Origin of the sequence: Paraburkholderia sp. DHOC27 (assembly GCF_003429005.1) — a bacterium.
Classification (GTDB): Bacteria; Pseudomonadota; Gammaproteobacteria; order Burkholderiales; family Burkholderiaceae; genus Paraburkholderia.
The window spans coordinates 1,196,277-1,209,705 of record NZ_QVQV01000001.1; the positions used below are offsets into that span (position 1 = coordinate 1,196,277).

Consider the following 13,429-nt stretch of genomic DNA (forward strand, 5'->3'; position numbering starts at 1 on the left):
CGAGCCGGTGGTCAAAAGAAGCCTTTGATCCAACGGTGAGCCGGCTAGTATGCCGCTAACGGCTGCGCGAAAAAAAAAGCCCGCATGAAATGGCGGGCTGTTCCAGAGAGATTCGTGCTCACGCGGTGCAGTGTGTGCAATGCGTGCGATGCGTGCAATCGGCGTGAGCGTTGACAGGCTGCGTGGCGGACACGCGCGTTATTTCGCGCTGACCGCTTCGCATGCGCTCTGCACGCCGGCGTCATAGGCGCTGCTCGAATGATCCGCGGCACGGTAACTCACCACGGCATCGTTACGGATGAATACTTCCGTGAGCAGGTTGCCCACCTGGCCGTTGTAGCTGTTTTTGCCATTGACGATCAGGCACACGCGGTAGCCAAACACAGGACCGCTTGCCACGCGCGTCCAGCCTGTGGAGGGTTCATTCAAATACTGCACCACGGTGCTCGACGGATCATTGAGCGTGGTCTTGCGGTACGTATCGATCAACGCCTTGTAATCGTTGGGATACGTGCCGTAGTTCGCGGGCTCTCCCGTGGTTTTCTTGGCGGCCATATCGCCACAACCGGCCAACAGGGCTGCGATCAGCACTGCTGCACTCGCAGCCTTCAACTTCGCTTTCATCTTTTCACCTACGCGGACGGGTCTATACCTTTTTGTGGCGACAGTATAGCCAGAGTTCGCTCACGCAGGTTTGTCCACGGCCGGCGCGCCGGAACTCTTTTCCGTGCGTTGACCGTCCTTGTCGAACTGGATGTATTGCCATTCCAGCTTCGCCGCCGCCGTCGCCACCGAACGCACCACGTAAATGCCGTATTCGCTCAGATAGGTGCGGCGCGTCGTGTCCTGCAGGATGCCGTCTTTGGTTTCCTCGCAATCCAGGTCGATAGCGTTGCCGGACAGCCCGGCGTTCACGCGCGATGCGGAGTAATACCGTCCCGTGTGACAGGTCGCCACGATGACGCGAAAGTTCACCAGTTGCGCAGGGTAGCCCAACGACACGGTGGTGCTGAACGTACTGTTTTCTTCCGGCTTGACGATGTTGAACGGGTTTTGGTCGATGTCGTGCGCGATGTTGGGCTGCGGAGCGATCGGCGTGAAATACGAGGTGGTTTCCTGCTTCAGCGAATACAGGTTGAGGTACGAGAGACTAAAGGTGGCGGCACTCGGGATGCCATTGGACGATACCTCGTGCAGTTGTTGCACGAGACCCGTATCTTTGGTGTTGACGAAGGTCGTAGTGAAATTGCTCGAGGTGTTGTTCGCGCCAATATGTCCGGAGACCGAACCCGAAATGGACAGGACCTTGAAGGGCAACGGATGCGATCCCTCCGGCGGAAGCTTTTCCCTCACCGACGAAGGTAAGGATTCGATCGTGAAGTTGGCAGCAAGATAACCGGGCTTGTCTTTAGCAATGTCTTTCACCGGCGTGAACTGCACACAGCCGGACAGTGCTCCGGCCATTGCCACAGCGGAGAATGTCAAGACGACCGCGCTTCTCGGATGGTTCTTCATTGTTCGATTTTCTCTTCGTTATTTTGGGTTTATCAGTCGCAAAAGGGTTATCCCATTCGGAGACCAGTTATTTATCGGCATTTGCTTTCAATTCTTGAGGCGCTAAAGACGGGATAAACCCGTTGCGCAAGCTTACAAATCGTTGATGGGTGGCGCCGTGCGTGCGGCGCTCTTGCGCGCAGTGATTCGAGCGAATGAAAGCGAAATGTCAGTCAAACGCATGGGCGGCGTTGGGCAGCGTTGGGAGGAAATGAGCCAGGGTAAATAATGTTAGGACACTGAAAGAAAATAGGCCTCGCTGCTTAAGGTTCTCATCAGGTTCGGCTCGCTATCATCCAGCCGCAAGAGTCCCTGCATGTCCCCGGACGCGACGTGAACTCCATCACATGCATTCGCTCAGCGATCGCCACAAGGAAAATGAAAGCGCCTTCGATATCTTCCTGCGTGTATCGACGAGATGCGCCATGACACCCGCCCTGATCGCGATGTTGCGTGCCTACCTCCTGATTGCGTCCCTGACCGCGGCGGCGATACAAACAATGGCCCTCCTGTCGGTCGCCCTGTTCGGCGTTTCCGAGGCCGTGTTCGTCTCGTTGCCGTTTCGTGTCGCGGCGGCGCTCACCATCATCGCTACCGTGCTGGTCGTCAAGCAGATCGCACGCGTCGCGTTCCTCTCGGCACTGTCACACGAGCATGCCACCATCACCGACACGCCCTCCCGGACGACGCGGGTTTCCGCTGTGTGTCCGGTGCGGGCGCTGGTGGTTCTGCATCTTCGCTTGAGTCGCAGGCAGATTGAATGGGCAACCGCTTAGCGGAGGCGGCCTGATGTTGTTTCGGTCACTACTTACAAAAAAATGGACGGAGCATTGATGAAAACGCTGTTTTTGCAGGCCCCTTCGTACGATGGCTTCGACGGCGGCGCGGGTTCGCGCTATCAGGCGAAGCGTGAAATCCGCTCGTTCTGGTATCCGACGTGGCTTGCGCAGCCGGCGGCAATGGTGCCCGACAGCCGTGTGGTGGATGCTCCTGCCGATGGGCTTTCCGTCGAAGCGACGCTCGCGATCGCGCAGGAATATGAACTCGTCATCATCCACACCAGCACGCCCTCGTTTCCTACTGACGCGATGTTCGCAGAGGACCTGAAGAAGCGCGCGCCTTCGGTGCTGATCGGCATGGTGGGCGCGAAGGTGGCGGTCGATCCGCACAACTCGCTGACCGCCAGTGAAGCGATTGATTTCGTCTGCCGCGAGGAATTCGACTTCACCTGCCAGGAAGTGGCAGCAGGCACGCCGTTCGAGCAGATTCAGGGGTTGAGCTACCGCGCAGCAGACGGGTCGATCGAACACAACGCCGCGCGTCCCATTCTCGAAGACATGGACCAGTTGCCGTTCGTCGCGCCCGTGTACAAGCGCGATCTGAAGATCGACAACTACTTCATCGGTTATCTGAAGCATCCGTATGTGTCGATCTATACGGGCCGCGGTTGCCGCTCGAAATGCACCTTCTGCCTGTGGCCGCAGACGGTGGGTGGTCATCGCTATCGCACGCGCTCCGTGGAAAACGTGCTGAGAGAAGTGAAGTGGATTCGCGACAACATGCCTGAAGTGCAGGAGATCATGTTCGACGACGACACCTTCACCGATTTCAAGCCGCGCGTCGAAGAGATCGCACGCGGTCTCGGCAAGCTCGGCGTGACATGGTCCTGCAATGCGAAGGCGAACGTGCCGTACGCGACGCTGAAGATCATGAAGGAAAACGGTCTGCGTCTGCTGCTGGTGGGCTACGAGTCGGGCGACGACCAGATCCTGCTGAACATCAAGAAGGGTTTGCGTACTGACATCGCGCGCCGTTTCAGTGAAGACTGCCGCAAGCTCGGCATCAAGATTCACGGCACGTTCATTCTGGGGCTGCCGGGCGAGACGCAGGAAACCATCGAAAAGACCATCGAGTACGCCAAGGAAATCAACCCGCACACCATCCAGGTGTCGCTGGCGGCGCCGTATCCGGGCACCACGCTCTACAAACAGGCGGTCGAGAACGGCTGGATGGAAGAGAACAAGGTCATCAACCTGGTCAGCAAAGAGGGCGTGCAACTGGCGGCGATTGGTTATCCGCATCTGTCGCGCGAGGAGATTTATCACCACGTCGAGAGCTTCTATAAGCGCTTCTATTTCCGCCCGTCGAAGATCTGGGAGATCGTGCGCGAAATGCTGATGAGCTGGGACATGATGAAGCGGCGTCTGCGCGAAGGCGTGGAGTTCTTCCGCTTCCTGCGCACGCACGAAGCCTGACGCGGCAATGAAGGCGCTCGCGTGGCTCGTGTGTCTGATCGGTCTCCTTCTTGCCAGCGGCCTGATTGCCTTTGAGGGACGGCTGCAGGGGGAGCATCTCATTCTCGTCGCGCTCGCGTACCTGTGCGGTACGGGGGCCGCGCTCGGCGTCGCCTATACGGTGCTCGCCGGCGCGTTGATCGGGCGGTTCTTCGCGCGCGCCACCTCGGAGCCCAGCAGCTTTCCGCCGGTCACCATCGTGAAGCCGCTGCATGGCGACGAACAAACCCTGCTCGCCAACCTGACGAGCTTCTGCGTGCAGGACTATCCCGGTCCATTGCAATTCCTGTTTGGCGTGCACGACTCGGAAGATCCGGCGTTGCAAACCGTCGAACAACTGCGTCTGTTGCATCCCGAGGCGCACATCACGGTCGTGGCCGATGCGCGGTTATACGGGCCCAACCGCAAGATGAGCAACATCCTCAACATGCTGCCCGAAGCGCGGCACGATGTGCTGGTGTTCGCGGACAGTGACGTCAGCGTGGACCGGCGCTACCTGCGCAACGTGATCGGCGAATTGCAGAAGCCTGGCGTGGGCCTCGTCACATGCGTGTATCGTGGACAGCCCGATCCGGGATTTTGGCCGCGGCTCTCCGCGAAGGCGACCAACTACCAGTTCCTGCCGGGTGTCGTGACGGGCCTCGCGCTCGGCATGGCGCGGCCGTGCTTTGGGCAGACCATTGCCATGCGGCGCGAGACACTCGAGCGGATCGGCGGCTTTGCGCAATTCGTGCATCATCTGGCGGAAGATCACGCCATTGGCGAAGCGGTGCGCATGATCGGCGAGAAGGTGGTCATTCCGCCGTTCACGGTCTCGCATGCCTGTGTCGAGTCGAGCGTGGCCAAACTGGTCGCGCATGAATTACGCTGGAGCCGTACCATTCGCACCATCAACCCGTTGGGTCATCTCGGCTCGTCGTTGATGCATCCGCTCGCGTTTGCGTTGCTCGCTGCGGCGCTTTCAGGAGGGGCTGCATGGGCATGGCCGCTGGTGGGCGCGGCGGTGCTTGCGCGTCTCGCCTTGATGATGCAGTCGGATCACGCACTGCGGCAGGACTACAGCGATCTGTGGGTGCTGCCGCTGTGGGATATCGTGTCGTTCCTGATCTTCGTGGCGAGTTTCTTCTCGACGCGCGTGATCTGGCGAGGCTTCAGTTTTACGGTAGGCGCCGATGGTCGGCTGTCGCCGGTTCAGGACAAATAGTGTGATGAAGCATCTGGGCCGTGTTGCCGCGCTGCTCGGCTTGATCGCGTCGCTGTGGCTGGTCGTCCACGACAACCCCGGCGCCGTGCTCGCGCTGATGCGTGCCGCCGGCGTTGGACTCGTGCTGGCGGGGCTCGCGCACGTGCTGCCGATGCTCGCCAACGCACGCGACTGGCAGACCTTGATTCGCGGTGCAAACCGGCCCGGCATCCTCGGCATGTTGCAGCTGGTGTGGATCCGCGAATCGGTGAACAGCATGCTGCCGGTGGCGCGCATTGGCGGAGAAGTCGTGTCGTTCCGCCTCATGCGGCGGCGCGGGCTGCGCGGGTCGACCGCCGCCGCCAGTCTCGTGGTGGATATGCAGCTCACGCTGATCAGCCAGTTGATGTTCACGATGGTCGGCATCGGCTTCCTGTTCGTTCATGCCGCGTCGGGCACGCTGCGCCTCGCCGCCGATCTGGCCTGGGGCATCGTGGTGCTCACGCCGTTACTGGTGCTGTTTTCGCTGGTGCAGCACGCGAGCCCGTTCGAACGCATCACCCGTGTGCTGAATCACGCGACCAGCGGCAAGCTGGCGGCGCTCGTGGGTCAGTCGGCGCAGATCGACCGTTCGATCAAACTGATCTGGCGCCGCCGCGGCGTGGTGCTGTGCTATCTGTTCTTCTGGCAACCGCTGCAATGCGTATTGACCGCGCTGGAAATCTGGCTCGCGCTGAATTTTCTCGGCGCGCCGGTGAGTTTCACCGAAGCCGTGGTGATCGAGTCGCTGATTCAGGCCATCAGCAGTGCCGCGTTTTTTGTGCCGGGTGGTCTGGGCGTACAGGAGGGCGGCTTCATTCTGATCGGTGGGGCGCTCGGTCTCGATCCTGCTATCTGTCTCGCGCTGGCGGGCGCCCGGCGCATTCGCGATCTGCTGATCTTTCTGCCGGGTCTGCTGGCGTGGCAGATGGCCGAATATGCCGGCGATGCCCGCGGCGCGCGGCGTGGCGTGCGCTCGCCGGGTAGCGGCGCGACGCATGCCAGCCATAAGGTGAAGAATTTTCGCGCCTGATCGGGCGGCCGTTTGCGGGCTCGTGCGCCCGCAGCAGCACGCTCAGTAACACACTCAGCAGCAAACTCAGTAGCGCTCAAAGGCAGCTTGCAACGACGGCCAGTCGCGCGCTTGCGTGAGCGCCAGCATCAGCAGGATGCGGGCTTTGGAGGGCACCTGATCGTCGACGGCGAGCCAGCCGTAGGTGTCGTCGGGTTGCGCGCCGTTTCGCAGGACGATACCGCTGCCGGTGCGCGAGGCGCGCACCACGTGAACGCCGCGCCGCGCCGCCTCGCGCAGCGGCTCGATCAGATGCGCCGCGACATTGCCATTGCCGGTGCCCGCAAAGATCAGGCCTTGCGCACGGGCGGCCAGTGCATCGACTAGTGCTGGTTCCAGCGCACCGTACGCATAGATGATGTCCACCTGCGGCAGGGAGTTGATGCGTTCTACCGTCCACGGCGTTGCCAGCGTGTGGGCGCGCGCTGGATGGCGGTAGTAGCGCGGGCGGCCTTCTATCACATAGCCGAGCGGACCGTACGGAGAACTGAATGCTTCGATCTTGAAGCTGCTGCTTTTCACGACGTCGCGCGCGGTGTGAATCTCGTCGTTGATGACAACCAGCGTCCCCATGCCGACCGACCCAGGGTGTGCTGCCACCGCAATCGCATCGTAGAGATTGAGCGCCGCGTCGGAACTCATCGCCGAGGGTGGACGCATTGCGCCAACCAGCACCACTGGCTTGGCGCTCTTGAGCGTGAGATGGAGAAAGTATGCGGTCTCTTCGATGGTGTCGGTGCCATGCGCGATCACGATGCCGTCGACGTCGTCCTCCATGAGCAGCGTGGACACGCGCTGACCGATGGCGAGCAGATGCGCGTTGCCGAAATTCTCCGAACCGGTTTGCAGCAATTGCTCGGCGCGCAGATTCGCGGGCAGGGACGCATGGGGAATGGTCGCGAGAATGTCGTCGATGCCGAGCACCGAACAGAGATAGGCGGACGTGTTGCTGGCGGCTTTGCCCTGGCCGGCAATCGTGCCGCCGGTGCCGATCACGACGATGTTGGCCTTGTCTGTCATGCGAGGTCGGTCGTAGGGTGGGGTGAGTTCGTCACGGTGCGGGTTGCCCTTGTGGCCACGTGGCTTCAGCGCGATGGCGCAAAGGTGCTGCGCAATCGGTCGGCCAGGGCGTCGCCGCTATCACGGTGACCCTCGCTGCGGGTGAGCCACTGCGTCAGCAGGGCCGCCGAGCCGGCCGCCAGCGTGAAGCCGAGCGCGCCGTGACCGACGTTGAGCCACAGGTTGCGATAACGCGTCCGTCCGACAATCGGCGCACCGCGCGGCGTCGCGGGGCGCAAGCCGATCCATTCGCGCGCCGGGCAGGAATGGACGGCCTCCGGATAGAGAGCCGCCGCTTCTGCGCGCAGCATCGCCAGCCGGGTTGGATCAGGGACCAGCGAATAGCCGTCGATATCGGCAATGCCCGCCACCCGCAGGCGCTCGCCCAGCCGCGCGTACACCACCTTGCGGCTGAAGTCGGTCACGCTGAGGTGTGGCGCGGGCGTGTGCGCCTGCAGATCGAAGGTCAGGCTGTACCCCTTGAGCGGATAGACCGGCACGTGAATGCTCGCCGGCTTGAGCAACTCGGCCGTCGCCGCGCCAGAGGCAACCACGATGTGCTCCGACGCGAGCGGCGCGCCGCCGCTCCAGGCTTCGATACGGCCGCTCGAATCCGGTTTGAGGGCATCGATTCTCGTGCCCAGCAGAAACTGCACGCCGCGCGCACGCAGCACCGTTTCGAGGCCCTTGCAGAAGCGTTGGCAATCGGCGGTGTCCTCGCTCGCCGTGTGGATTCCACCAGCGAGCAAAGGCCGCAGATGTGCGAGGGTGGGTTCCAGTTCGATACAGGCGTCGGCGCTCAAGGCCTGCTGGTCGCAGCCGAGCGAACGCTGGAAGTCGAGCAGGCCGACTGCGCTTTGCATGGCGTCCGGGTCACGATGCAGCACGAGCTTGCCGGAGCGGGTGAAGTCGAAGTCGAGTGAGGGTTCGGCGGCGATCAGTTCGTGCAGCAGCGTGCGGCTCAAAAACGCCAGCGGCAGCAATTGACGGATGGTGAGTTCGCTCTGTTGGCGCGTGCATGCCGAGAGAAAACTGAAACACCAGCGCCACTGCTCGAGGCTCAGCTGCGGGCGAAAGCGCACCGGCGAATCGCGGCGCGTGAGCCAGCGCGGCAGCTTCGACACCACGCCGGGCCCGGCGAGCGGCGCGACGTAGCTATACGACAACTGGCCGCCGTTGCCGCCGCTGGTTTCGCTCGCGACTTGCGCATGCCGGTCCGCAACCGTGACTTCGTGTCCGGCCCGGCTCAGGTAATACGCACTCGACAGACCAATCACGCCTGCCCCGAGAATCAATATCCGCATACTGCCGTGCTCGCCTGGTTTCGGGTGATAAGGACGGCCGGCTGGCGTGGATACGTCCCCGGCCCGTTGCATCCAATGTACGGCGTCGCCGGTACGGTGGATTGCATCGATCTGCCGCAAAGTAGAAGAATCGCGACAGGTGCGGGCCAAACGTGACGCCCGCCACGCGGTCGACCGCAGGTTTCAGGCGGCAGCGCTCGTGCTGCGCGGCGCGCGCAACTTGCCGGGCGTCACGCCATACGCCTCGCGAAACACGCGGATGAAATGCGCGGCGTCTGCGAAACCGCATTCGTAGCCGATGTCGGTGATCTTGCGGCTGGTATTGACGAGCATCCAGCGCGCATATCGCAAGCGCATGCGCCGGTAAAACTCGTTGGGCGAGGCGTTCATCTCCGCCATGAACGAGCGTTCGAGATTGCGCACGCTGGTGCCGATCATCTTCGCAATGACCGCGATATTGAGCGGCGCCTCGAAGTTTTCTTCCATCAATAACACCGCGTGGCGCACTGCGGCGTCTTCGACCGAGAGGTAGCCGAGCGCCGCGCGCCGCTCGACGAAAGACGAGCCGCCCTGGCGGCTCACAGTCATCTGATGGATCACCTTCGACGCACGGTCAGGCCCGCAGTGCAGACTGATCAGGCGGGTGGCCATTTCCACCACGGAAATGCCGCCCGCGCAGGTGATACGTGCGCCGTCGATCAGATAGTCGGCGTGCGTCGCCACGCGCAGGGTGGGGAACATGCGGCGGTAATCGTCGAGGTGGAAGCTGTGCACGCAGGCCACGTGGTTGTCCATCAGCCCCGCGCGCGCCAGCACGAAGCTGCCGGTGCAGATGCCGACCAGCGGAATGCCGCTGGCGGCGGCCTGTTTCAGATAGTCCCAGTAGCGCCGGTCCACATGGTCGAGATACGGCAGCAGGCCGCCGATCACCACCAGATAGTCGAATTGCGCGACGTCCGGAAAGGTGGATTGCGCCTGCACCGGGATGCCGCAACTCGCTTCGATGGATTCGCCCTGCGCCCCCACGATGGTCCACAGGCAGCGCAACTGGCGGCTCTGATCGCCGCGGTCCGCCGCGTGACGCAGTGCGTCGCACAGCCCGCCGAGCGAGAGCATGGGAAAGCGCGGCCACAGCAGAATGCCGACGCTCAGTTCCGCGCCCGAACGGCCCGGGCGAACCTGAACCGTGCGTGGCGACGCATCCAGCCGTTCGACCAGTTGCTGCGCGGAACGGCTTGCACGGTTGGCATCGTCGGCAACACGCATGGGCGAACTCCAGAGTCAGTGCGGTGAATTATACGGCGGCGCATGGGTAAACCAGCGCCATGCGGGCTTGCCGCAATTCTTCTATTTTCCGGCAGATCGATGCAATCCGAACCGATTGTGGCTACCTAAATTCAAGCCTGCTAACGAACGAAAGCGCGCTTTGGGTGCGAACCCTCGGACGAAGGCAGCAGGCACACCGGGCGTCTTGCAAGGCGACGCGGTGTGCCGACGGTGGACGGCGGCTGCCGTTCGTTCCGGCCAACCACAACTTTTCGGGTGAAGCATGAGCAAAAGCACAGCCTTGGGTCGCCGCATGGCGACAGTCGGCATTCTGGGCACGTTGGCCGCGGCCGCCGGGAGCGTCGCCCGGGCCGACGAAATGGTGAAGATCGGCGAGGCCGCGCCCGTGACGGGACCGGCTTCGTATCTCGGCAAGGACACCGAGAACGGCGCGCGCCTCGCCATCGAGGAGATCAACCAGACGGGCCTCGTGATCGGCGGTCAAAAGGTGACGCTGGTGTTCGACGCGCAGGACGACGCCGGCGATCCGCGTCAGGCCACCCAGGTCGCGCAGAAACTGGTGGACGACAAGGTGGTAGCCGTGGTCGGCCACATGCAGTCCGGCTCGACCATTCCGGCGTCGAAGATCTACAGCGACGCAGGCATCGTGCAGGTGTCGCCGTCCGCCACCAATCCGGCGTACACGCAGCAAGGCTTCAAGACTGCCTATCGGGTCGTGGCGACCGACGCGCAGCAAGGCCCGACGCTTGCCGACTACGCGGCGAAAACGCTGAAGGTCAAGACGATCGCGATCGTCGACGACTCGACCGCATATGGTCAGGGCCTGGCCAGCGAATTCGAAAAGCAGGCGAAAGCGGACGGCATCACCGTGCTGTCGCACGATGCGAGCACCGACAAAGCCGTCGATTTCCGCGCGATTCTCACCAAGATCAAAGGCGAAAAGCCGGACGCGATCATGTATGGCGGACTCGATGGCACGGGCGGCCCGTTCGCCAAGCAGGCGAAGCAGTTGGGCATTACGGCGAAAGTGCTGGCCGGTGACGGCCTGTGTGCCGACGACCTCGCCAAACTGGCCGGCGACGCAGCCGATGACGTGATCTGCTCGATTGCCGGCGCGCCCTTGCTGAAGATGGCCGGCGGCCCGGCGTTCGTCGAGCGCTATCAGAAGCGCTTTGGCTACGCGCCGGTTCTGAATTCACCGTTTGCCTACGATGCGGTGGGCGTGATCGTCGATGCGATGAAGCGTGCGCAATCCACCGATGCCGCGAAAATCCTCGCCGCGATACCCGCAACCGACCATGAGGGCGTGCTTGGCCGAACCCAGTTCGATGCGAAGGGCGACCTGCGGCATGGCGTGATTTCGCTCTACAAGTATGTGGACGGCAAGCAGGCGCTGCTCGGGGTGGTCGAGAAATAAGCCTGCAAGCTCGAACGCAAACGCAGGTCTGCGGGCAACGTGCGTGCTTGCAGACCGGGGGACTCAGCAAAGATTCCTTTGCAAAAAATGCAAAGACGACTTACGGTACACAATTCGACGCAATAGCAGAGGCGCGAAGCCGGCATTCTCTATACGAATGGCGGCTTCGCATCTGGCAAGCGCGGCCTTTTTCGTGGCATCGGAAAGTCAAAAATGAACAATAACGAGCGCTCCTTTGCAGTTCCCTTTCACGTGCAATTGATCTGCGCAACGCTATCCATCGTGGCAGGCGTTGGATGGACAGCCTCTCCGGCGTGCGCCCAGAGCGTCGCGCCCGATCCGCATGAAGCGTCGTTCATGGCCGACAACAACAAGGCCATGACGACGATGATGAATCACATGAGCGTGCAGCCAACCGGCGACGTCGACCGGGATTTCGTTGCGATGATGCAGCCGCATCATCAGGGTGCCATCGACATGGCGCAAGCGGAACTGCGCTACGGCCATAACGAACAGCTGCGCCGGATCGCCCAGGAAATCATCGTCGACCAGCAGCAGGAAATCACCGCGATGAGCGTTGCCATCGGGCAGCCGCCGCCCCCGTCCGCCCCAGCACCGACGCAGATGCCGCAAGGCAGCGATGCGTCCGGCCAGCGCAATGAAATGCAGATGCAGATGCCCATGCCCAAGCAGGACAAGTAAGCCATCTTTCCCGCGCATTTTCTTCTTATGCTTTGCCTGGAGGCTTCGCCATGACGCGCACTTTCGCTACGCTGATCGCCGCCGCCGCGACGGCCCTTGCCATTCCGCTGGCTGATGCAGGCCAGGCGCCGGGCGCTGCGTCGCAGCCGGACGTGCCGGTGAGCAACCACGATCGCGTCTACGCCGCCGAACAGTTTTCGAACACGGTTTCCGTGATCGATCCGAGCGAGAACAGATTGCTTGGCGTGATCCGGCTTGGCGATCCGTCGCCGACGAATTTCAGTCCGCTCTACAAGGGCCAGGTACTGGTGCATGGCATGGGGTTCTCGCCGGATCACCATACGCTCGCCGTGGTCGCGATTGGGTCGAACTCCGTGACCTTCATCGACACGCAAACCAATACGGTGAAGCACACTAGTTATGTAGGCAGGTCGCCGCATGAGGCCTTCTATACCCCTGATGGTCGCGAAGTGTGGGTAACGGTACGCGGGGAGAACTACGTCGACGTGCTCGACGCGAAAACTTACGCGGAGAAACTGCGCATCACTACGATGGCCGGCCCCGGCATGACGATCTTCTCGCCGAACGGCAAGTACGGCTATATCTGTTCGTCGTTCAATCCGGAAGTGGATGTCGTTGCGGTCGCAACGCACAAGATGGTGGGCCGGGTGACGCAGGCGAGCCCTTTCTGTCCCAACATTGCCGCGACGCCTGACGGCAAGCAGGTCTGGTTCACGCTGAAGGACACCGGCAAGACCCAGGTGTTCGACGCGCACCCGCCGTTCTCGCTCATCACGACACTGGAGACCGGACCGATTACCAACCACGTCAACTTTGCGACGAACGCCAACGGCACCTTCGCCTATATCACGGTGGGCGGTCTCAACGCGGTCAAGGTCTATCGGACCGACAACTTCCAGCTGGTCGCGACCATCCCCGTGGGCGACATGCCGCACGGTGTCTGGCCATCGGGCGATGGATCGCGCATTTACGTCGGGCTCGAAAACGCCGACACCATGACGGCCATCGACACCTCGACCAATCAGGTGGTCGCGAATGTCCCGATCGGCCAGGCGCCCCAGGCGATTGCCTATGTGCCAAATGCGGTGACGTCAGGCGATGACTCGACCCAGAACCTGCAACCGCTCGGCCTCTCGGGACAGGCCGCGCACCTGACCTTGTCGACGGTGGGCGCGGATAAAGGCGCGGGACCCGCGACGACCGTCGTGCTGTTCGACCAGGGCGTGGTGCAGGTGCTCCAGGCGGCCGTCACCGGGCTCAAACCGAAACAGCATTACACGCTCGGATTGAGTGATGCAGCGGACGGCAGCGGCGCCATCGACGCGCTCGCCCATTTCGTGACCAATCCAGCGGGATCGGCTATCGTCGATACCATTGGGCAGATCCGGCAAATCGTTTCGCCAGATAGCACCGAGGCAGTCAAGCGCCGTTACCTGGTGATCGTGCCGGATGGCGATGCGAATGCAGCGGTTGCGCAGATACAGACGCAATAGCGGT

General features: G+C 62.2%; 12 protein-coding genes. 7 read left to right on the forward strand and 5 right to left on the reverse strand.

The window, feature by feature from the left end; translation table 11 throughout:
* Window positions 1-198: 198 nt before the first annotated feature.
* On the reverse strand, window positions 199-624 hold the full coding sequence (locus tag D0B32_RS05235; protein WP_117332584.1) for a hypothetical protein: 426 nt from the start codon (window positions 622-624) through the stop codon (window positions 199-201).
* Between the two features lie 60 nt (window positions 625-684).
* Window positions 685-1,485: a hypothetical protein gene (locus D0B32_RS05240; RefSeq protein ID WP_147329495.1), complete on the reverse strand. Its 801-nt coding sequence runs from the start codon at window positions 1,483-1,485 to the stop codon at window positions 685-687.
* 494 nt (window positions 1,486-1,979) lie between these two features.
* On the opposite strand from D0B32_RS05240, the gene D0B32_RS05245 reads away from it, so the two are divergent.
* From D0B32_RS05245 to D0B32_RS05260, 4 genes are read left to right on the forward strand one after another with little or no spacing between them, the layout of a single operon-like run.
* Window positions 1,980-2,330, forward strand: a complete 351-nt coding sequence (locus D0B32_RS05245) for a hypothetical protein (protein ID WP_147329496.1) — start codon at window positions 1,980-1,982, stop codon at window positions 2,328-2,330.
* Between the two features lie 57 nt (window positions 2,331-2,387).
* Window positions 2,388-3,809, forward strand: coding sequence for a hopanoid biosynthesis associated radical SAM protein HpnJ (hpnJ, locus tag D0B32_RS05250; RefSeq protein WP_117332587.1), 1,422 nt, complete (start codon window positions 2,388-2,390; stop codon window positions 3,807-3,809).
* 7 nt (window positions 3,810-3,816) lie between these two features.
* Window positions 3,817-5,052 (forward strand): bacteriohopanetetrol glucosamine biosynthesis glycosyltransferase HpnI, encoded by a 1,236-nt coding sequence (gene hpnI, locus D0B32_RS05255; RefSeq protein ID WP_117332588.1) that lies wholly within the window; start codon window positions 3,817-3,819, stop codon window positions 5,050-5,052.
* A gap of 1 nt (window position 5,053) precedes the next feature.
* Entirely contained in the window at window positions 5,054-6,103 is a 1,050-nt protein-coding gene (locus D0B32_RS05260) for a lysylphosphatidylglycerol synthase domain-containing protein (protein ID WP_404935519.1), read from the forward strand.
* A 66-nt stretch (window positions 6,104-6,169) separates the two neighbouring features.
* Here the strand turns inward: D0B32_RS05260 and D0B32_RS05265 are convergent, their stop codons facing one another.
* From D0B32_RS05265 to D0B32_RS05275, 3 genes are all read right to left on the reverse strand, one after another.
* Window positions 6,170-7,162, reverse strand: a complete 993-nt coding sequence (locus D0B32_RS05265; RefSeq protein WP_117332590.1) for an asparaginase — start codon at window positions 7,160-7,162, stop codon at window positions 6,170-6,172.
* 65 nt (window positions 7,163-7,227) lie between these two features.
* The gene (locus tag D0B32_RS05270; RefSeq protein ID WP_117332591.1) at window positions 7,228-8,505 is read right to left on the reverse strand and encodes a D-amino acid dehydrogenase; all 1,278 of its coding nucleotides are present in this window, start codon (window positions 8,503-8,505) and stop codon (window positions 7,228-7,230) included.
* Between the two features lie 183 nt (window positions 8,506-8,688).
* Complete coding sequence (locus D0B32_RS05275) at window positions 8,689-9,771, reverse strand: GlxA family transcriptional regulator (protein ID WP_117332592.1); 1,083 nt, start codon at window positions 9,769-9,771, stop codon at window positions 8,689-8,691.
* Window positions 9,772-10,084: 313 nt separating this feature from the next.
* Here D0B32_RS05275 and D0B32_RS05280 point away from each other — a divergent pair, with 313 nt between their 5' ends.
* The 3 genes from D0B32_RS05280 to D0B32_RS05290 all read left to right on the forward strand — a co-directional run bounded on the left by D0B32_RS05280 (window position 10,085) and on the right by D0B32_RS05290 (window position 13,425).
* Window positions 10,085-11,209 carry a branched-chain amino acid ABC transporter substrate-binding protein gene (locus tag D0B32_RS05280; RefSeq protein WP_117332593.1) on the forward strand — a complete coding sequence of 375 codons (1,125 nt, stop codon included), beginning with the start codon at window positions 10,085-10,087 and terminating at the stop codon, window positions 11,207-11,209.
* A gap of 213 nt (window positions 11,210-11,422) precedes the next feature.
* Complete coding sequence (locus D0B32_RS05285; RefSeq protein ID WP_117332594.1) at window positions 11,423-11,911, forward strand: DUF305 domain-containing protein; 489 nt, start codon at window positions 11,423-11,425, stop codon at window positions 11,909-11,911.
* 50 nt (window positions 11,912-11,961) lie between these two features.
* On the forward strand, window positions 11,962-13,425 hold the full coding sequence (locus D0B32_RS05290) for a YncE family protein (protein WP_117332595.1): 1,464 nt from the start codon (window positions 11,962-11,964) through the stop codon (window positions 13,423-13,425).
* The last annotated feature ends 4 nt before the right edge of the window (window positions 13,426-13,429 follow it).